Source organism: Spirosoma profusum (assembly GCF_014699005.1).
GTDB classification, from domain to species: domain Bacteria; phylum Bacteroidota; class Bacteroidia; order Cytophagales; family Spirosomataceae; genus Spirosoma; species Spirosoma profusum.
The window spans coordinates 32,396-53,676 of sequence record NZ_JACWZY010000010.1; the positions used below are offsets into that span (position 1 = coordinate 32,396).

At 47.4% G+C, this 21,281-nt stretch carries 16 protein-coding genes and 1 tRNA gene; 10 read left to right on the forward strand and 7 right to left on the reverse strand.

The window, feature by feature from the left end; translation table 11 throughout:
* Positions 1-202 precede the first annotated feature (202 nt).
* Positions 203-3,817, forward strand: a complete 3,615-nt coding sequence (locus IC229_RS13720; protein WP_190887561.1) for an alpha-L-rhamnosidase — start codon at positions 203-205, stop codon at positions 3,815-3,817.
* 430 nt (positions 3,818-4,247) lie between these two features.
* On the forward strand, positions 4,248-4,487 hold the full coding sequence (locus IC229_RS35305) for an integrase core domain-containing protein (protein WP_223833994.1): 240 nt from the start codon (positions 4,248-4,250) through the stop codon (positions 4,485-4,487).
* A gap of 515 nt (positions 4,488-5,002) precedes the next feature.
* Here the strand turns inward: IC229_RS35305 and IC229_RS13730 are convergent.
* The 4 genes from IC229_RS13730 to IC229_RS13745 form a co-directional block, all read right to left on the reverse strand.
* Positions 5,003-5,617: a hypothetical protein gene (locus IC229_RS13730; protein ID WP_190887563.1), complete on the reverse strand. Its 615-nt coding sequence runs from the start codon at positions 5,615-5,617 to the stop codon at positions 5,003-5,005.
* Positions 5,614-5,814, reverse strand: a complete 201-nt coding sequence (locus IC229_RS36080; RefSeq protein WP_190887564.1) for an HNH endonuclease — start codon at positions 5,812-5,814, stop codon at positions 5,614-5,616. The genes IC229_RS13730 and IC229_RS36080 overlap by 4 nt, the downstream gene beginning before the upstream one ends.
* A 127-nt stretch (positions 5,815-5,941) precedes the next feature.
* Positions 5,942-6,025: transfer RNA gene (locus tag IC229_RS13740), tRNA-Thr, on the reverse strand.
* Between the two features lie 107 nt (positions 6,026-6,132).
* Complete coding sequence (locus IC229_RS13745; protein WP_190887565.1) at positions 6,133-8,643, reverse strand: DUF349 domain-containing protein; 2,511 nt, start codon at positions 8,641-8,643, stop codon at positions 6,133-6,135.
* A 95-nt stretch (positions 8,644-8,738) separates the two neighbouring features.
* On the opposite strand from IC229_RS13745, the gene pdxH reads away from it, so the two are divergent.
* The 5 genes from pdxH (at position 8,739) to acs (ending at position 14,415) form a co-directional block, all read left to right on the forward strand.
* Complete coding sequence (gene pdxH, locus IC229_RS13750; protein WP_190887566.1) at positions 8,739-9,380, forward strand: pyridoxamine 5'-phosphate oxidase; 642 nt, start codon at positions 8,739-8,741, stop codon at positions 9,378-9,380.
* Positions 9,381-9,541: 161 nt separating this feature from the next.
* Positions 9,542-11,092: an MFS transporter gene (locus IC229_RS13755; protein WP_190887567.1), complete on the forward strand. Its 1,551-nt coding sequence runs from the start codon at positions 9,542-9,544 to the stop codon at positions 11,090-11,092.
* Positions 11,093-11,166: 74 nt separating this feature from the next.
* Positions 11,167-11,382 carry a DUF6814 family protein gene (locus IC229_RS13760; RefSeq protein ID WP_190887568.1) on the forward strand — a complete coding sequence of 72 codons (216 nt, stop codon included), beginning with the start codon at positions 11,167-11,169 and terminating at the stop codon, positions 11,380-11,382.
* On the forward strand, positions 11,372-12,343 hold the full coding sequence (locus IC229_RS13765) for an SGNH/GDSL hydrolase family protein (protein ID WP_223833990.1): 972 nt from the start codon (positions 11,372-11,374) through the stop codon (positions 12,341-12,343). Before IC229_RS13760 ends, IC229_RS13765 begins: the two co-directional genes overlap by 11 nt.
* Positions 12,344-12,519: 176 nt before the next feature.
* On the forward strand, positions 12,520-14,415 hold the full coding sequence (gene acs / locus IC229_RS13770) for an acetate--CoA ligase (RefSeq protein ID WP_190887570.1): 1,896 nt from the start codon (positions 12,520-12,522) through the stop codon (positions 14,413-14,415).
* A gap of 141 nt (positions 14,416-14,556) precedes the next feature.
* Here the strand turns inward: acs and IC229_RS13775 are convergent, their stop codons facing one another.
* From IC229_RS13775 to IC229_RS13785, 3 genes are all read right to left on the reverse strand, one after another.
* Positions 14,557-15,522 (reverse strand): pentapeptide repeat-containing protein, encoded by a 966-nt coding sequence (locus tag IC229_RS13775; protein ID WP_190887571.1) that lies wholly within the window; start codon positions 15,520-15,522, stop codon positions 14,557-14,559.
* On the reverse strand, positions 15,473-17,161 hold the full coding sequence (locus tag IC229_RS13780) for a C1 family peptidase (protein ID WP_190887572.1): 1,689 nt from the start codon (positions 17,159-17,161) through the stop codon (positions 15,473-15,475). Before IC229_RS13780 ends, IC229_RS13775 begins: the two co-directional genes overlap by 50 nt.
* Before the next feature lie 317 nt (positions 17,162-17,478).
* Positions 17,479-18,006: a hypothetical protein gene (locus tag IC229_RS13785; RefSeq protein WP_190887573.1), complete on the reverse strand. Its 528-nt coding sequence runs from the start codon at positions 18,004-18,006 to the stop codon at positions 17,479-17,481.
* A 194-nt stretch (positions 18,007-18,200) separates the two neighbouring features.
* Here IC229_RS13785 and IC229_RS13790 point away from each other — a divergent pair, with 194 nt between their 5' ends.
* From IC229_RS13790 to IC229_RS13800, 3 genes are all read left to right on the forward strand, one after another.
* On the forward strand, positions 18,201-19,973 hold the full coding sequence (locus IC229_RS13790) for an ABC transporter ATP-binding protein (protein ID WP_190887574.1): 1,773 nt from the start codon (positions 18,201-18,203) through the stop codon (positions 19,971-19,973).
* A gap of 142 nt (positions 19,974-20,115) precedes the next feature.
* On the forward strand, positions 20,116-20,295 hold the full coding sequence (locus IC229_RS13795; RefSeq protein WP_190887575.1) for a hypothetical protein: 180 nt from the start codon (positions 20,116-20,118) through the stop codon (positions 20,293-20,295).
* Between the two features lie 487 nt (positions 20,296-20,782).
* Positions 20,783-21,259 (forward strand): MarR family winged helix-turn-helix transcriptional regulator, encoded by a 477-nt coding sequence (locus IC229_RS13800; protein WP_190887576.1) that lies wholly within the window; start codon positions 20,783-20,785, stop codon positions 21,257-21,259.
* The last annotated feature ends 22 nt before the right edge of the window (positions 21,260-21,281 follow it).

Consider the following 21,281-nt stretch of genomic DNA (forward strand, 5'->3'; position numbering starts at 1 on the left):
GAAAAAATAGTGATTAGCCGGTCAAATAATAATCCTGGTTAAGCTTCCTGTACACTAATTTTTGTCATGCTGACGAAGGAAGCATCTTAACTTTCATCATTTGAGTACCAGGAATCTTTAAGATCCTTCCTTCGTCAGCATGACAAAAAATACGATGCAGAATACTCTAAACTGTTTATAGTTCAGTACTCACTAACCGAGAATGAAAACTCTGATTCACTCATTTTTACTACTACTGGTATGCATTGGTGCTGCCTTTGCCAATACGTCTATCGATAATTTACAAGTTGATTATCAACCTACTCCGCTGGGAATTGACCAGACGAACCCGCACTTTTCGTGGCAGATGAAAGCGCTGGATGCCAAACGGGGTTACGCGCAGATAGCCTATCAGTTAATCGTAACTGACGCCCAAAAGCACGTAGTATGGGATTCGAAAAAGGTGAATTCCGGGATTTCACATGCTATCGAGTATGCCGGACAGGCTTTGCAACCAACCACGCGCTACGTTTGGAACGTAACAGTTTGGGATAATACAGGCAAGTCGTCAACCAATAGTTCCTGGTTCGAAACGGGGTTGATGAATCCTACGATTGCAGCCTGGTCGGGGGCCAAATGGATTGGCGGGGGCAGTGATGAACTGGTTTTTTATTCGCACTACGTATCGGTTTATAAAATTCAGTATAACGTTCAATTAGATCAGGCAAGTCGTTCGACCAAAGCCGCCTTTGTTTTCGGCGCCAACGACCGCCGGTTGATGAACAGCGATTTAAACTTAGAGGGCATGAAAAATGAACAGAATCAGAGTTATATCGCCTTCGAATTGGACATATCGTCGGTAAGCGATTCGCCGGATGGACTCGCAAAAATCAACATTTACCGGGTTGGCTACGCGAAAAATGACAAAGCTGATGTACCATTTAAAACCCTCACCATTCCGCAAACATTAATTAACAATGCCAACAAATACGAAAAACACACGATTGTTGCCGAGTGTAATTTTGGCTTGTTCGAGTTATTTGTAAATGGCAATCAGGAGGCCAATAAACTGAAGGAAAAAACCGACGCGCCACCCTCCCGTTTCGGCCCACGCGGCTTCAATCTCAATCCGGCGGGCAGCGGTAACAACTTCATCAGTTTTCCGATGGTCGCCGATATTGGATTTAAAGTCGGGCCAAATCAGACGGCGCATTTTTCGCAGGTCGAAATCCGAAATTATCGGTTTCCGTCCAATTTATTATTCTTCGAAAATTCAACTAAATCAGCTTACAACGGCATTTTTAAGTCGCCGAATTTGGCCGTTGACAACGGTCGATATACCCTCAAAGGCGAATCGCTGGTTATCGCAGACCCGAGCCGGAATGCTGCGCCCATGCTACGTACTACGTTCGCTACGTCGGCAAAACCCATTGCCAAAGCCCGTTTATACGTAACGGCACGCGGTATTTATGAAATGTACCTGAACGGCAACCGCGTCAGCAACGATTATTTCAACCCCGGTCTGACGCAGTACAACAAACACCACATGTACCAGACCTACGACGTAACAACTGCGCTGAAATCGGGACAGAAAAACGCCATCGGAGCTTGGTTGAGTGAAGGCTGGTGGAGCGGCAATATTACGTTCAGTGGCGAAAACTGGAACTACTTCGGCGATCGTCAATCGCTGCTGAGCAAGCTCGTTGTTACGTATGCGGATGGTTCTGAACAAGTTGTTACGTCTACACCCCGCGAATGGAAACTGTTTACGGATGGTCCGGTACGTTACGGTTCCTTTTTTCAGGGTGAAGTGTATGACGCGACGAAAGAAGCGCTGGTGAAAAACTGGTCGATGCCTACTTATTCCGATGCAGGGTGGAAATCCACCGTCGAGGTGCCGCTGGAGGGTACAGCCTATGCAGGCACCTTCACCAATCCGTTCGGGCAAAAATCAACCATGGATTATTCTGGCTTCAAACTCATCGGGCAAATGGGCGAAAATGCCAGTCTGGTGAAGACGCTACCGGCTCAGAACGTAACGCAGGTTCGGCCCAACGTATTCGTTTATGACATGGGGCAGAATATGGTAGGTTTTCCGCAGATACGGATCAAAAACGGTAAAAAAGGGCAAGTCGTTACATTGCGATACGCCGAAATGAAATATCCGGACTTGGCTGAATATAAGGTGAATACAGGTATGGTCATGATGGAAAATATTCGGGCGGCCCTCGCTCATGATACGTATATTTTGAAAGGTGGCGACGAAACCATTCAACCGCGCTTCACTTTTCATGGCTATCGCTACGTTGAACTGACCGGGATTGGCCAATCTGTTCCTGTAACTGACGTAAAAGGACTCGTTATCAGCTCAATAACAAATCTGACCTCTCACTACGAAACCTCGAACGCGCTGGTCAACAAGCTCTGGCAAAACATTACGTGGTCGCTACGTAGTAACTTCCTTTCTATCCCCACCGACACCCCGGCACGTAACGAACGAATGGGCTGGAGCGGAGATATTTCCGTGTTTTCGAGAAGTGCTACGTACCTCACCAACGCCGATTTATTTCTCAGAAGACACCTGCTGGCCATGCGCGATGTGCAGGCCGAAAATGGACGCTTTACCGACGTAGCACCGATGGGTGGTGGTTTTGGCGGGACGCTCTGGGGTAGTGCCGGTATCGTGGTGGCCTGGGAGACGTATCGGCAATACGGTGACGTAGCATTATTGAGCGAACACTACGATGCCATGAAACGCTACGTTCAGTTTCTGGAAACCAAAGTTGACAAAGCAACCGGCGTCCTGAACGAAGGCCCGCTCGGCGACTGGCTGAGCCCGGAAAATGGTAAAAACGATAATACGTTGTTCTGGATGGCTTACTTCGCCTACGATCTGGACATGATGAGCAAGATAGCAACGGTACTTGGGAAATCAGAGGAAGCCACTCAGTTCACCAAACGCCGGGATGAGATAAAAACGGCCTGGAATGAAATTTATGTTGACAAAACGACGCACAAAACCGTAAAATCGGGTGTAAAAACGGGTTTTATGGGGCCACCAAATCAGCAGGATCAGGCGCAGAAATCGGATAAGGGACAGGTGATTGACACGCAGGCTTCGTATGCTATTCCGCTGGCGTTGGGCCTGTTCAATGAAGAGAATAAACCTTTTGCCATTCAATTCTTAAATGCCGCAATTGAGCGTCCGAACAAAGATGACGAGGGTATAGAACGTCCATCTTACTCCTTGATGACAGGCTTTATCGGCACCGCATCTATCATCGAAGCACTTTCCGAAAACGGAAGTACGACTAATGCGTATCGGCTTTTGCAGCAGCAGGATTATCCGTCGTGGCTTTATTCGGTGGTCAACGGCGCTACGTCCATTTGGGAACGCTTGAATTCATATACTGTTGAGAAGGGATTTGGCGGCAACAATAGCATGAATTCCTTTAATCACTATTCTTTTGGGGCCGTAGCGGCCTGGATGTATAACTATTCATTGGGTATTCAACGCCACCCGCAGCAGGCGGCTTTTAAGGAAATTGTCCTCAAACCTACCCCCGATCCCACTCACAAAATAACCTACGCCAAAGGGTATTATGATTCCATTTATGGACGTATCAATAGTGAGTGGAAATCAGAAGGAAATCAATGGACGTACAAAACCAGCTTGCCAGCGAACACGACTGCTACGTTATATTTACCCGTCAGGAGTATTAATCAAATTAAAGAGAACGGAAAATCAATTTCCCAATTGCCGGGGGTCCGTCAAGTTGATAATCAGGTGCTTATTCCTTTAGGTTCGGGCAGCTATTCGTTTACAATCAGTAATTAAATCTGCGTAAGCGGGGTGTACGTCGTCAGATGAAAGTGGACAAAAAGGGTGGAAAGGGACGAGACAATTCAGTAATCACATCGGCGACCTGGTTGTTTCACCTAAATCACCTTAGTAATGTCTAATTCAACTAAAAAGTCCTCTCAGAGCCGATCAAAAACGGCTCAATCAACTTCAAGTTCCTCAGAGCGCAAACCGACCCTATTGATTATCAAAGACATCCAGCCGCACCGGCGGCCTGGCTATTTCAAGATCAAAGGCTGGGGCTGTTATTATCTCTCAACAGTGCTGGATGACTACCGCTCCGGCGGCCCGGTCGCGATATATTTTAGCGTGGGAACTGTGCCCCTGTATGCAGGCTACAGACGTTGAGCGAAGGGTGCAAGTAGCTCTAAAAGCCAGTAGTTTGACGGCTGATCAACGACCTCGCATGTTCTCGGACAATGGTTCAGCTTTTGTGTCTCGCTATCTGAAAGGGGAAAGCATAGAACATATTCGCAGTTCGCCGTTTCATCCGATGACTCAAGAAAAAATTGAGCGGTATCACCGGTCAATGAAAAATGTGCTGTTACTGGAACACTACTATAGTCCCGATGAATTGAGGACGCGCCTAACGGAGTGGGTAGATTACTACAACCGCGCGGGCGGCCCCGCACCAACGCTATCATGACCGGGGCGCCGGAGCGATCACTTGAGAATGTACGTCCCGCCGATGCATACTGGGGTCGCCAATAGCAAATCGTAGCTGAACGGCAAAAAATCAAGCGACTAACGATGGCCCAACGACGGAAAAGTGGCCCACCGCTGTGGTCATATTTTTCAGCGAGTTCAAAGTGCTTAAAAGTACATCTTCTGTTTTACCTCCATCTGTCCACTTTCGGTTGACGATATACAAATAGTAGAATAAGGACAGGGAGAAGATATCTCACAGTTTTAGCGCATTTGCAACCAAAGCGAATCGATGGTTACATTTACTCCAAAGAGGTTTACCTAATGGCATAAAAAGCCCGCCGAAGTGAGTCAGTGGGCTGTTATGTGTCTGGAAAGGAATTTTCTTTCAAGTTCAAATATTGATCGGGGTTTAACTCTATAGCCCCACCATTTTGACAAACGAATAGATTTAAACCGGCTCAACGCTACAACTTTGGGCACGTGTTATTATTGCAGGGGAGGAAAGCCAATGGGTTATTGGTTAAATAGCCTGTTGTCGCGCTTATCATCGAAACACTTGTACAGGGTCAGATCTACATCATTAAACTTCTTAATAATTCTATAGCCATTAAAGTACTGCCTTTTTAGGTCTAAACTTTTATTTATGTACAAGTCAAAGGTCAACTTCCAGATTGGTGAGGTAGCGATGGCAAAAACATGACCTAGTAATTCAAATTCCAAACAACCGTATTCAGCTAACAAATAGTCTAAGTGATAATTTGATGGATCGATACAAAGCTTGGGGTGAGTAATTAAATCGTCTGAAATAAATAACATACCAACACTACGTTCAAAATGCAAAACAGGATAATCGCTAAGGTCGTACCGGGCAAATGCTCTTATAAAATCAAACTTACTATTATGCCCATCACCCATCTGCCTTTCAGTCTCCTCAAGGAATACCTTATTTAGTTGTCTGGTGATTATTTCTTGAAAGTGGGAGCGAAAGCTATACGCTGGTTTTAGTCTAAATGTTATTGGTTTGCTCTTGAAGTTTACATCAAAAAAGATTGACTTATAACGACCAGCAGCATGGCCCCTCCCTATTGGAGTGCCGTTATTAAGAATCCTAAACTTGGACAAATTCAATGACTCCTTGAGGATAGTTTTCCACTCTGCGGGTTCCCAAAATAAGAATTACATGAATCGCATACAATTGGGCATATCTGTCGACCACCTAAAGATTGTGGAATAGTATGTACATCTCTATTAAATGTTACCCTGGGTTCCTTCTGATTAGACCAAATGCATTTTTTTATGCCTTTATCGATTTCATTGCTGCTCAATCCTGCTTAGCGTTGTTATGCCTACAACTTCTAATTAAACAGTGTTGTATGCAAATACGTATGCAAACAAAAAACCGCCAACATTGCTGAAGGCGGCTTTTTGTTTATATGTATCTGTCAATCAATGAGCCAGTGGAGGGATTCGAACCCCCGACGCGCTTGCGCATCCTGATTACAAATCAGGCGGAATCGACCGCTATCCGACACTGGCAATCCTCAATCCAGAGCTGAATTGTGGTGCAAAACTAACAATTTTAAGCGTCACGTGCAAAGCAATTTTCAATTTTGTCCTACGCGTAACGGACTTTTTCGTGAAAGTTATGCCTGTGCTACTCGCAACTGATGCCGTAGGTCGGCCAGTTGCTTTTCGGCGTCGGCGATTTTCTTGTCAATATCAGCACGGAGTTTGTCAGCGTTTTTAGAACGGGCAAAAAATTCGATGTTGTTCCGATACGTAGCAATGTCGTTTTCAATAGCTGTGATACGTCGGCGGATGTCGCTTTCCCGCTTATTATCTCCTCCATCGCGATAGCCACCACCACGATTCGAATCCCGTCCGCCACGGATGGCTTCTGCTTCACTTTGCAGCATAATCCGCTCTTTGTCTTTCGCTGGAATTTTACCCGTAGCGCCAACCAATGCATTCACTGCATTGATATATCGCTTTTGGGTCGACTGCATATCTTTCTTCGGTACGAAGCCAATGGTGTTCCACTCCTTCTTGAATTCATTCAGTTGAGAGAGGTCGGCGTTAGCCGTCGCGGCAGCTTCAATACGTTCGATCAGAGCAATCTTCCGCGCTAAATTCTCTTCAAACTCACGCTCTGTTTCCTGATTTTTCGACCGTTTTTTATCGAAGAAAGCATCACAGGCAGCTTTGAAACGGTCGAAAATACTGTTCTTTTGTTTCTCTGGAACCTGACCAATATTTTTCCACTGCTTCTGTAGCTCAATCACCGTCTGCGTAATTTCAGGCGACTCCTGTCCAGCGGCCAAAATGGCTTCGACCTGCTCGCAAAGCTGAACTTTTGCCCGCAGATTTTCTTCGCGCTTGCTTTCCAGTTGACGGAAAAACTCCCCTTTATTGTGGAAGAACGTTTTTAGAGCGGCCCAGAATTTCTTGCTTAATTCTTTGCCTTCCTCACGCGGCATTGGCCCCTTAATGGCGTTCCAGCGATCCTGCAGCCCCATAACCACTTTTGTGCGGTCGTTCCAGTCGTTAATGCTGTTCGACGTAAAAGATGTCAGCGGTACTAATTCTTCATAAATTGCCGACTTTTCTTCATACAACTGCGCCGACTCTTTCCGCTGCTCGTTGGTCTGGTCACGACGTTTATCATACAGTACGTCCAGAGCCACTTTCATACGACCCCATAGCACTTCCTGCTCAGCTTTAGGAGCTGGTCCAATGTGCTTATATTCCTCGAACAGAGCGTTCGCTTCGTCAATTGTTTGGCGGGTCACAGCCGTTTCTTCCACGGCTTTTGCCATCGCTTCAACTTTCTCGATGACTTCTGATTTGAGCGTAGCATTACGTTTACGGTCGAGTTCTTTTAACTCAAAGTAAATATTACGGTTGCTGTAATAACGGTCGACCAGGGCGTGATACGTGGCCCACAACGTAGCATTATGCGGGGAATTCATGTTTCCGGCCGCTTTCCACTCGTCCTGAATTTTCTTGAACTCGTTCCAACTTACTTTCGGATCGCCAGCGTTGTTTTCTTCGTTTTCAACGAGTTCGCGCAGGCGCGTCAGCAATTCTGTTTTTGCGGCAAAGTTGTTATCCTTTGCCTTGTCCAGATTCTGGAAATACGTATTTTTCTGACTTTTGATTTGCTTGTACAACTCGTCGAACCGTTGTACCAAATCGTCATACTTATATTCAAAACCTTCCTCGGCGCCAGTTTCTGCCACGTACGTTTGTAAGGCAGCTTCCCGTTCAGCCCGTTTCATCTGATCAAACAAGGGCTTAACTTCTTTAAGCACCTGATCGGCCTTTTTGAAATCGCTGGGGTTTACGCTTGTCGCGCTGATAACTGCCATCTGAGTTTCGAGCAGATTTACAAAATCCTGTTTCGAAAACTGGCTATAATCAGTAACTGGCTGAGACGAATGCTCTGTTTCTTCTTCCGGTTCCGGTACAGTTGCGTAGTGCGCCGTTATGTCTTCGCTCATAAACGGTTCTGTCTCGGTTTCAGTAGCAACAGGCGTTTCTTCCGCAACGGGTTCAGCCGAAGTTTCAGCCGTGGGCTCTTCAGCGACCGAAGGCGTGGGGGCCGCTTCAGTTACAGGCTCATCAGCAGTTTCCGCCACAGGTTCATTGGTGGCTGCTACGTCGTCAGATGAGGTAGCGTTTGGTGAAGCCGTTTCCTCGCTTTCTGCTATATGTACAGGCACGTCGGCATCAGCTGAAATAGTCGGCACGTCTACCGACGTAGCAGACGGTTCAGCACTTTCTGCCGATGCAACGGGTCCGCTATCCGTCTCTGAAACTATATTGTCCGTTTCTGAAACCACTTCGGGAGTTACTGGTACGTCTTCGTTCGCAACGGGGGCAGACTCAGTCAAATTGGTTGTTGTTTCGGATAATACGGGTGCTATTTCTGTAACACCTGTAGCCTCTGCTGGTTCGGCAGAGAGCGTAGACGTAGCGTCCGCCGGTTCGGGCGTAGCTTCTGCACTCTCGGCTTCTGATTCGCCGGGCGTGGCCGCAACGAGCTCTTCTGCTTCAGAGGGGGTAAGGGATTCGGGAGTATTCACTGCCAGCGCATCGGTTGCCTGATTCGTGGTTTCCGACTGCTGGTTAATTTCCTGTTCTTGGTTTGCCATGTTGGGAACGTACCGATTACTTTTGCAAAAGTACGATTATATACGGATTTTCTTGTAGCAGCGTCAGTGAAAAGGCGATAAATAGAGCATTCCTAATGTCCTCAGACATCAGTCATTTACGTAACGAATATACACTGGCAGGCTTAGATGTCGCCGATGTGCTCCCCGACCCTATTGCCCAGTTCCAAAACTGGTTCGATGCGGCAGTCCAGGCAAAGGTTCCTGAACCGAATGCTATGCATCTCAACACTGTAACACCAGAAGGTCGGCCCGATGGACGTATTGTGCTTCTAAAAGGCGTTTCAGAAGCGGGTTTCGTCTTTTTTACCAATTACGAAAGTCGAAAAGGGCAGGAATTAATTGCCCATCCTTTTGCCAGTCTTACCTTCTTTTACCCCGACCTGGAACGTCAGATTCGAGTGGAAGGCCGGGGCGAAAAAGTAAGTTCGGAAGAGTCTGATACGTATTTTAATAGCCGCCCCCGCGGAAGTCAAATTGGCGCCTGGGCATCGCACCAAAGTTCGGTAATTCCGAATCGGGACGTATTGGAAATCCGTCAGCACGAACTCGAAACTCAATTTGCGAACCAAACCATCCCTCGTCCAACGTATTGGGGCGGTTTTCGAATCGTACCCGACGTAGTGGAATTCTGGCAGGGACGGCCCAGCCGCCTGCACGACCGGATTCGATACCGGAAAGAAGGGGAAAGTTGGGTGATTGAGCGTCTGTCTCCGTAAATAATGAGCGAAAGAGTGAATGAGTGAAAGAGCGGGGCTGTCGGATGGTATTCGCTCCGCTCCGGCAGCCCCGCTCTTTCACTCATTCACTCTTTCGCTCATTGAAGTAAAACCAACGGATTGATTACTTTTAACGTCGAACTCCCTTTTCCTTCTTTTCTATGACGGGCAGTAAAGCCAGGTCTCCTCAGGCCGTATCGAATCGCACGCTGTTTAGTGTCATTTCGGCTTCATCGGTCGGGACGCTCATTGAGTGGTACGACTTCTACATTTTTGGCAGTCTGGCCGCCATTCTTTCCTCGCAGTTTTTTCCGAAAGACAATCCAACAGCCGCCCTCTTATCGACGCTTGCTACGTTTGCCGCTGGGTTTGTGGTACGTCCCTTTGGCGCACTGGTATTCGGGCGACTTGGCGATTTGGTGGGCCGGAAATATACGTTTCTGGTAACGCTGGTGCTGATGGGCGGCTCTACGTTTGCCATCGGCCTGATTCCGGGTTATGCTACCATTGGCTTCTGGGCACCACTGTTGGTGCTTCTCCTTCGGCTCGTTCAGGGTCTTGCTCTCGGTGGTGAGTATGGCGGAGCCGCTACGTACGTAGCAGAGTACGCGCCCGAAGGCCGACGAGGGTACTACACAAGTTTCATTCAGACTACCGCTACGTTAGGTTTGTTCGTTTCGTTGGGTGTGATTCTGATTACGCGTGAAACATTAGGCGTTGATACATTTTCGGACTGGGGCTGGCGGGTGCCGTTTTTACTGTCGATTCTGCTGGTTGCCGTTTCCATCGTGATACGTCTGCGGATGGCCGAATCGCCCCTTTTCTCGAAACTGAAGTCGGAAGGGAAAGTCTCGAAAAATCCACTCGCCGAAAGTTTTGGGAAGAAACAGAATCTCAAAATGGTTTTGCTGGCTCTGTTCGGAGCTACAGCCGGTCAGGGTGTTATCTGGTATACGGGGCAGTTTTACGCACTGTCATTCATCCAGAAAGCCTGCAATATTGAGTTTGTGCAGTCGAATATGATTGTAGCCATTGCACTGCTGGCCGCTACTCCCCTTTTTGTCGTTTTTGGCGGATTATCGGACCGCATCGGTCGGAAGTCGATTATGCTGGCGGGGATGTTGTTGGGCATCGTTACGTATCGCCCGATTTACGACAAGATGTACAGCCTTACCGATTTGTCGAAACAACAGGAAGTTGTTGACGCCCGCACCATTGATCGGAAACAAGTAAAACTGGGCAATGGCGATACACAAATAACAACAACGACGACTCATATCTACACCGATGGTCTGATCGCCAAAGACGTTGAAAAAACCGCTACGTCCGCCAAACCTGAATTGACCAAATCCGTTACGTTACCGGACGGCAGTTTCTGGCTGATGGTGCTGCTGGTGTTTGTGCAGGTTGTATACGTAACGATGGTCTACGGGCCAATTGCCGCCTTTCTGGTTGAGTTATTCCCGACGCGCATTCGCTATACGTCTATGTCGCTGCCTTACCATATCGGCAACGGCATTTTTGGTGGATTAACCCCGTTTATAGCGACAGCCCTGGTTGCTACAGCTACCAAAGCCAATCAGGCCGTACCGGGTTCGGTCGCGAAGCCCTACCTCGAAGGATTGTGGTATCCTATTTTGGTAGCGAGTATCTGTTTTATCATTGGCATTTTGTATCTGAATAACAAGAAATACACCACGGCAGACGATTAATATCTGAGCCAGGCTCCGGCTTGACTCGTGTAAAATTTCGCTACGGCCAAGCTGTAGCCTGGCCTATACAAGAAATGGAACTTCTAAAAAAATACCTCGGCGTAGTTTGGATTTTACTCGGTGTCTACGTCGGTTACGACCGGATTACGGATAGTCTGACAAAAATTGGCAGTCCCCAACTGGAAGATCGTGTTTTCGGATGGGTGGTTCTGCTGGTGCTCACTCCTATCGTTGTCGGCGGACTGATTTTGTTCGGGAAATATGCACTGGATGGCGAATATGATTCGTAACACCGTTGGATCAACGCTATGTTGGTTAGTCGTTTTTCTGCTAACCGTTTTTTCGCAACCTGGGAACGTAGCGTTTGGGCAATTGCCATTCCCGGCTAATGTTAAGCGCGTTCTGTTTTTGGGGAATAGTATTACGTATGCCGGAAAGTACGTAACGGCTATCGAAACGTACTACGTAATGCACTATCCAAACCAACCAATTGAATTTATTAACGTTGGGTTGCCGAGCGAAACCGTTTCGGGACTTTCCGAAGAAGGGCACGCCGACGGGAAGTTTCCCCGCCCTGATCTACACGAACGACTGGACCGAATTCTGACGCAGACAAAACCCGATTTGGTGTTTGCCTGCTACGGCATGAACGACGGGATTTATTTACCCTTCGATGAAAGTAGATTCGCGAAATTCAAAGAAGGAATCCAGTGGCTGCACGATGAAGTAGTAAAAACGGGAGCCAATCTTATCCACGTCACCCCACCTGATTATGACGAATTGAAGGGCGGCAAAGTCGGTTATGCCGCCGTCCTCGACCGCTACGCTGACTGGTTGCTGGAGCAGAAAACGGTCAAGCAATGGAACGTAGTGGATATTCATTACCCCATGAAAAAGTTGCTGGAAGCACACCGAAAAGTAGATGCTACGTTCGGTATTTCTGCTTTTGCACTGGCCGAGGATGGTGTTCACCCTGGCGACGTGGGCCATTGGGTTATGGCTAAGAGTATATTGCTTGGTCTGGGCGAAAAGAACGTAGCACCCGCTACCGATCTGAAATCATCGATTGCGTCAATTCCAAATTCGGCACAAATCAGTAAGCTCATCGCCGAGCGACAAGATCTCATGAAAGACGCCTGGTTGACCGCGACTGGCCATAAACGTCCCGGCATGACTACTGGAATACCCCTTCTCGAAGCGCAGACAAAAGCCGCCGACATGGAAAAACAAATCCGAACGTTGTTGAAGTAAGGTTGTCATTTATGGTCAGTGATTGTCATTTATAGTCATTAATGGTCAGGTTTAAAACCAGTTCTGAGCCATTTATGACCATAAGTGACTACTACGTTTCAATGACTAATCATAACCATAAATGACAACATACTTTTACCTTTACGGTCTTATTCGTTTTTATCCTTTTACGACTCATGCGTATCCGAACCTTTGACGAATACCAGACAGCTTATCAGAAAAGTGTCGACGACCCGGAAGCTTTCTGGGCCGAAGTTGCTCAGAATTTCCAGTGGCGCAAACCCTGGACCAAAACCCTTCAATGGAATTTTACCGACCCCGACGTAAAGTGGTTTGTGGGTGGTAAACTTAATATTACCGAGAACTGTCTCGACCGGCATCTGGCCGAACGTGGTGACCAACCGGCCATCATCTGGGAGCCCAACGACCCCAATGAAGCGGGTGTTACGTTGACTTACAAAATGCTCCACGACCAGGTTTGCCGCTTTGCCAACGTATTGAAACGCAACGGCGTCGTGAAAGGCGACCGGGTTTGTATTTATATGCCGATGGTGCCCGAACTGGCCATTGCGGTGCTGGCCTGTGCCCGCATCGGGGCGGTTCATTCGGTGGTTTTTGGTGGTTTCTCAGCACAAAGTATTGCCGATCGGATTAACGACGCCCAGTGCAAAGTGGTCGTTACGGCCGATGGTGCGTATCGCGGGAATAAAGAAATAGGACTAAAAAGCACTGTGGATGACGCACTTATCGGCTGCCCCAGTGTGCAGAAAGTAATTGTGATGACCCGTACCCGCACACCAGTTTCGATGCTGAAGGGCCGCGATGTGTGGTGGGAACAGGAACTGAAACAGGTTACCGCCGATTGCCCCGCCGAAGAAATGGACGCCGAAGATATGCTGTTCATTCTGTACACATCCGGCTCAACGGGCAAACCTAAAGGAGTAGTACATACCTGTGGTGGGTATATGGTTTACACGACCTACACCTTCCAGAACGTATTTCAATATGAACCGGGTCAGATTTTCTTCTGCACGGCCGATATTGGCTGGATTACCGGGCATAGTTATATCGTTTATGGTCCACTGGCATCGGGTGCTACGTCAATGATTTTCGAAGGTGTACCGACGTACCCCGATTGCGGTCGGTTCTGGGATATTGTCGATAAATACAAGGTCAATATTCTGTATACAGCCCCAACCGCTATCCGTTCGTTAATGGGTTTTGGTTTGGAGAAAGTCGAGAATCACGATCTGAGCAGCCTGCAAGTGTTAGGCTCTGTAGGTGAACCAATTAACGAAGAAGCCTGGTATTGGTATAACGACCATATCGGCAAAAATCGCTGCCCCATTGTCGATACGTGGTGGCAGACGGAAACCGGCGGTACGTTGATTTCGCCCCTGGCGGGCATTACTAAAACCAAACCGACCTACGCTACGTTGCCACTACCCGGTGTTCAGCCGGTACTTGTCGATGAAAACGGGAAGGAGATTGAAGGTAACGGCGTCAGCGGCAACCTCTGCATGAAGTTTCCATGGCCGGGCATACTACGTACTACGTATGGTGATCACGAACGCTGTCGCCAGACGTATTTCGCTACGTATCCGGGCCTGTATTTCACGGGCGATGGCTGCCTGCGCGACAAAGACGGATACTACCGCATTACGGGCCGCGTCGATGACGTCCTAAACGTATCGGGCCACCGCATCGGCACTGCCGAAGTCGAAAATGCGATCAATATGCACACGGGCGTAGTGGAAAGCGCCGTGGTTGGTTACCCGCACGACATTAAGGGACAAGGAATTTATGCCTACGTTATTACTGAAAGTGGAGCCAGCAGTCATGACGAAGACCTGACCAAACGCGATATTCTGGCTACGGTAAGCCGCATCATCGGCCCCATCGCCAAACCCGACAAGATTCAGTTTGTAACGGGTTTACCGAAAACACGCTCAGGCAAAATCATGCGCCGAATTCTCCGAAAAATTGCTGAAGGCGACACCAGTAACTTAGGCGACACCACTACGTTGCTCGACCCGGCGGTTGTGGATGATATTAAGGCGGGGGCGATATAAGCATTTTTGTCATGCTGAGGTACGAAGCATCTTAAGATTTCCTGGTTTATATGTTGTAAAATCTTAAGATGCTTCGTACCTCAGCATGACAAATAATCTTCTTTTACGTTTGTCTCTACAATGGCCTAAAACAGAACCTCACTATCGCTTCGCCGGAATAATAGCGGACGTAGCCAGCCGAGCACCCGTTACGTTGGGAGTGGAACCGGCCGAATCGAGCAATGGCTTCTGCGACAGGAAAAATGCGTTTTCAAAAGACAGCGATTCACTTTTTACGCCGATAAAAGTTGCTTTTGTATCAAAGAAGGCTTCCTTAAAACTGGCTTCTTTCAACGTAGCATTACTGAAATCGACGGCGTTTCGGAACCGGCAATTATCAAAAATATTTCGACCTGTACTTTGCGCGTAATTGAACGTCAGTTGTCCGTCGGTGGTGCACATTGAGAAATCCAGATTACTTCTGAAGTCGCCCAGATTGAAACGCGCATCTCCTGCAAAAACTGCACTCTGAAAGTAAACCACGCCTGCCCAGATCGTTTTCCAGAAACTGGCCATCTTCGCGAAATGCGCGGTCTGAAAGCGAACCTCCCGCGTAAACATGGCTCCGTCGAAGTATGTTTCAGAACCAAAACGAGCGCCTTCAAACGTTACGTTCCGGTTAAACTGACTGTTGGCAAACGAGCTGATGCCCCGTACCGAAATCGATTGGAAACTGGTTTCGCCATTGAATTTGCTGTTCAAAAACGTCAGATTCTTTCCAAAATCGCAGAGAATGGTCTGACCGTTACGTTGGTTGAATGCCGTTACTTTTCCCGTAAATACGCAGTTTTTGAAATAAACCGACGATTCAATCGCTACGCTACGTATCGTTTCGGTTTGTGGGTACGTAGCGAGCGTAGTAAAATCCAGATCACCTTCAATCGTTTTGTTTTCAATAAAAACTGGCTCCTGATTGCCCAATTTTTCCAGTATGCTACGTGCCGTGATCGGTTTGGTATCGGTTGCCGTGGCCGTACAGCCCAGGCAACCGATACAAAGCGTCAGCATTGCAACCAGATTACTTAGATTTAACCGCTTGAAGCGATTGAGTTGCTTGACTTTGTACATATTGTTTTACTTTCTGAGCCAGTGCACCACTTTTCTTTTGCTGACGAATGAAATTGAAAATCTCCTGGGGAGCATACGCATTTTGATGGTCCGCATTAACAGCCGTAGTAAACTGCTTACGGGCTTTTTCAGGACTTTTGATGGTCAGTTTATTTTTGAACGAGAACGCCACACCCGCCTGTTCGTAGCCTTCACGAGCTGCATATCCGTTCTTGAATTTGATCGGCCGATCAGTTGTGTAGAAGTAGTTATCTTCTTCATCGAATTCATCGAACGTATCGTCGGCGTCGACCATCAGCACCAGGTAATACGAACCACTCAGATTTGACGGCGTTTTATACGTAGCACGTACGCCATCGTCGGTTCCAAACAATACGTCCGACAGGCTGCTATACGCCGGAATGCTTATGTTCAGTTCACAGTTTCCATTCGCACAACTATACTTGTTAGACTGCAGATTTTTGTTTGAATAGGTGTGCTGAAACAATACGCCATAATCATTTGCATTCCGGGCATTGTAGTAGATGTAGTACGCTGTCCAGGGCGTTTTGGGCGTAGCGTCGGCAGTACCGTCGTTGTAGATATTGAACTCAACAGCTCTGGACGATGGCGAACCAGTCGACTCATAATCAGACGCATCTGAATTAACCCAGGCCACTAAATCAACACCTTTTGTTGTCGGATTCGGCTGTGGTTGTGGGTCATCGTTCGGCTTAACTGCGGTTTCGCTCATCACGAACAATTCTTTCCCGCCGTCTTTCAGGGGAATTAGAAATGTGTTGAGCATGAAATTGTAATCGATCCAGATGAATCCCTTGCTGCCCCAAGTCGTTCCCCAGGAGTTGATGACTTTGAAAGCACCATTGGGCCCTTTTTTGTCGTCGTAACCTATGATGGTCAGCGCGTGACCTGCGTGCATACCCACTTTATCGTAGGTTGTATTCGACGACAGTACGTTGTCGCTGTTCCAGGTCATAAAATTATCGGCGAGTTCGGCGCCAATTACGACGGGCACTTTATTGACCAACTGCTGTTTGACGGCTGTAACCGTCGGGTCGATCAGGCGGTACGCTTTAATTTTATGTTTAGCCGCTTCAGTATCCCAGCTGGCCGACGCAGTCGCTTTGCTGCAATCGCCTAAATCGGTATACGGTGAAACGGCTAACGTAGCACCTCCCCGTGCCATAAGCACATCCATAATGGGTTCAAAATTTGTCCCATTACAATCCGCACCTTTATCTTTTGGATCAAGGGCCGTAAACAAATCACGCGGGCTGATCTGGTAGGAAGGACTGCTCAATTGAGCGGCCGTATAGCCTTTAGCAACGCCTTCGATAGCCGTTTTTGCGTAATAACCCGTTGCCCAGACTGCACAAGTGCCATAAGGCCCCTGATTGCCGACGGGTGGTAAATACTGAGTCAGATCAAACGAAGCAGGCAGGTTGTCTGCGCTAACAGCACCAAATTTAATGGCATACGGGGCGTCAGTCAGGTCTTCTTTCTGCGAAAATAAACCCAGCGAATAACCGGTTGTGTTAATAGGCTTGTCCCCTGGATTGGGAAGCTGATCTTCTACCTTTTTACAGCCGAGTAACAGTGCGGCTACAGCGGTTGCAGTCAAAATTCGTGTGGTGTTCATAAAGTATTTTGAATGTTGTTTAAAAAAGAGAATGGAACGTCGGTGCATCGGCCTCTTGCCGACGAACGACGTCACGAAATTGGGGTGCTACGTTCCGGGGAGAAATAACATTTCGCTTCAACTGCTCAAAACAGATACTGAATTGGACAATTTGAGCTATGAACTATTGTGGGAAAAATGGAGAGGTGGGCGTAAATCAGCCCATTTGAGAATATGCAGACGTAGCAGACGTTACGTCAGAAATAAAAACGGCTGACTGTGACTAGGACACAATCAGCCGCCAAAAGCAGTACGTTACGTTGATTTAAATTAGCTATTTACTTCACTTTTACAATCTCCCCAAAATAGTTCATAAACACCAGATAGTCAGACTTCTTCTCACCAACAGGATCAATCAGCCGAACGGTAATGGTAACGTAGCGCTGGCCGTTGAAAGTTGGTTTATACGTAGCATTTTGCAGGACAGAACGCGCAATCAGTTCGTCATTTTTGGAGAAATAGGCGATGTCGTCTTTAGCCAGTGTTCGTTTGAACACGCGACTTCCCGATTTTTTCACCGCGAGTATTGTCGCCGTATTATTGAAATAACAACCTTTTTCGGTCGACGTAGCGCTGGTATCCTGGTCGAGCGTCAGCGTGAATTTCATCGGTTTAGCCGACTCCTGATATTCATTGGATTTCCCCAATTTATCAGCCTTCAAGATGGATTGGCAGTTTTTGGGTTTGGGTGCCGCCACTACCGTCGAATCGGTGGTAGCCGACGTAGTGTTTTCTTCTTTTTTTTCACTCTTTCCACAAGCAGCGAGCAGGCCAACCGCCAGAACAAATACGTATGCGTTTTTCATGCGGTAAAGTTCGCATTTATCCGGAAAAGGTATCATCAAAGAAACACAAAGGTTTCACTACGTCTGCCAATGAATTTGTTCGTGTAATTTTCAGGATTAATCACGGCCAATTGACCCAAATCCAACAGTTTGGTGTTGTACTAAAGGAGTCATTCCTGCTTACTACTACCAAAAATTCTACTAACAACAAACGTATGCAACTTCTTTACAGCTACTTACGGCGCTATTGGGGCCTGTTAGCCCTCGCCCTGCTGCTAGCCGCCGTCAACCAGATTTTCTCCCTCCTCGACCCCTACATTTTTCGTAAAATTATCGACCAATACGTAGTGAAACCCGATGGTTCGCTACGTCCGCTGAGCTTCTGGGCTTTTCTGCAAAATGGTGCAGGTCTGCTGATTTTGCAGGCACTTGGCGTGGCGATGGTGAGCCGAATCGCCAAAAATTTTCAGGATTACTACGTCAATGTGATTACCCAGCGGCTGGGCGCTCAACTCTACACCGACGGCCTTCGTCACTCGCTCGACCTTCCGTATCAGGTGTTTGAAGACCAGCGTTCGGGCGAAACGTTGGGAAAACTACAGAAGGTACGTACCGACGTAGAGAAATTAATCCAGTCGTTTGTCAACGTATTGTTTACGTCGGTGGTCGGTATTGTGTTTGTGATGTGGTATGCCGCTACGGTCTATTGGCCCATCGCTCCGGCTTATTTTCTAACCATTCCGCTACTGGGTTTTGTCAGCTCGCTGCTCAGTAAAAAAATTAAGACCGTTCAGAAAACCATCGTCGCCGAAACTACTGCGCTGGCGGGTTCTACGACCGAAAGTCTACGTAATATTGAGCTGGTGAAAAGTCTCGGACTGGCTCAACAGGAAACAGAACGACTAAATGCTACAACTGAGAAAATTCTGAAGCTCGAACTCAAGAAAGTCCGTTACATCCGGTCGTTGTCGTTTGTACAGGGTACGTTTGTGAATCTGCTACGTAACGCTATCATGCTGTTGATGCTGTTTCTGGTGGTACGAGAACAGATAACGGTGGGCGAATTTTTCTCGCTCTTTATTTATTCGTTTGCCATTTTCGGGCCGCTTCAGGAACTAGGTAACATCATCAATATATATCGGGAAACGGAAGCGTCACTGGCGAATTTCCAGCAGATTCTGAACACCCCCCGCGATGTAAAACCGGCCCAGCCGCAATCTGTTGCTACGTTGAAAACGCTGGCTTTCGACGATGTTCATTTCAAACATCTCACTGCCGAAAAACCCGCCCTCGACGGTATTTCATTCGATGCACAGGTTGGCGAAACCATTGCGTTTGTCGGCCCTAGTGGATCAGGGAAAACGACGCTGGTGAAGTTACTCGTTGGCTTATATAAACCTCTAAGTGGCCAGATTTTGTACAATAGCATTCCTGGCTCAGATGTAAACCTGGATGAACTGCGTGAACAAATCGGTTTCGTAACGCAGGATACTCAGCTTTTTGCTGGAACGATTCGGGAAAACCTGCGTTTCGTGGCTCCTGACGCCACCGATGAAGAATGTCTGAGAGCCCTGCATCAGGCTGCGGCTGATACGTTACTGAGACGTGCTCCACAGGGACTCGATACGGTCATTGGCGAAGGTGGCGTAAAAGTGTCTGGTGGTGAAAAACAGCGACTCAGTATTGCCAGAGCCCTTCTCCGCAAACCGGCCTTGCTGGTGTTTGATGAAGCCACGTCGGCGCTGGATTCCCTTACCGAAGAGGAGATTGGACGTACTGTTCGCCAGTTATCGGGCTCACGTCAGCACATCACCATTCTGATTGCCCACCGACTAAGCACTATCCTCCACGCCGACCGGATTTTCGTGCTGGAGCAGGGTCAGGTTGTCGAACAGGGCCGTCATGAGGAATTACTCGACCAGAAAGGGCTCTACTACGCTATGTGGCGTCAGCAAATCGGCGAACGTAAAGAATTGGCAGTGGTTTAAATAGTGTAGCAAGTAAAAAGAAGGTAGCTACGCTGTTAATACAGTAGGAGTAGCAGTTATATGATTCCATAATTCCTCCATAGGTGCCATTTCACAAAGCGCAAATGATAGCTGCCCATTAAATAAAGCGTATCTTTACTGCATGAGCGAACTAACGTATACATCTATTCCTGATACATCAGATAACAACTACTGGGAATCCAGGACCACCGACCGCAGCACAACCTTTATTCCAAAGGATAAAGAACTACATCAGGAGCTAAAGCGCAAGGCTTGGGCTGTTATTCAGGCATCGCTGACCAAGAGGAATAGAAAAGGTTAATAATACCAGGCCGTCACAAGGGAGTGATGGAATCATCTTATACAGTACTCATTGAGCGCAATACAGCCCCATAACGCCATGGTTTGCCAAAATCAATGGTCTATTAATTGCATGTATGGGTGTCAAAAATAGTTAACTTCCTACCAGTGTTGTTCTGGCAATGATTTAAGCCCCTTTCATCCGATTGGGGCTTTTTTGATACACGCTACTTGCACCAGTTAGTTAAACGAATGGTCAGTAAACTGATTATCAGCCAGATTCAACATTAAGATTGATTATGCTTTTAGTAGCGAACATATGTTTTCATCCTTTGTACCCGCCCCAGCAGCCCGGTCAGGATGATAAAATAGCCCAAATCAACCATCCGTTATTCACGTTAATCATACGCCTGAACTCTCAAATCTGATTTCCATGTGAAAGTCCTACACATAAAAACTTTTTCTCAAAATATTTGGTTGATATATCAACTAAGCAATACATTTGCACCATGATTACGGACAAAGAAACAGAGCTGCGTGGAAAAATTTCGGAACGGATGGGCAAGTTGTCCATTTTTACGATCAACCACGTTGGCCATCTGATGGGTAAAAAGGCGAATCGCGAATTGATTCGGTCTGGCTTTAAACTTCAGATTGAGCAGTTACCGATTCTGTTTACGGTTTACTTTTCGGGCACCGATTTACCGTCACAGCAGGAAATTGCAAACCTCATCCAGAAAGACAAATCGGGCATACAGCGCTCTATACGCACGTTAGAACGGGATGGCTACCTACGTATCGTTGCGGATGAGATCGACCGACGCAAGAATCTGATTCAGCTTACACCTGCTGGCAAAATGGTAGTTGAGAAAATCATTGAAGAAGCCGAAAAGATCGATAAGCAGGTAACTGATCAACTGAGCGCCGAAGAACTGCATACATTCATGACAACACTACGTAAAATTTCATCGCTACTGGGTGAGTAGCATTTTTTTAACTAATTAGTTG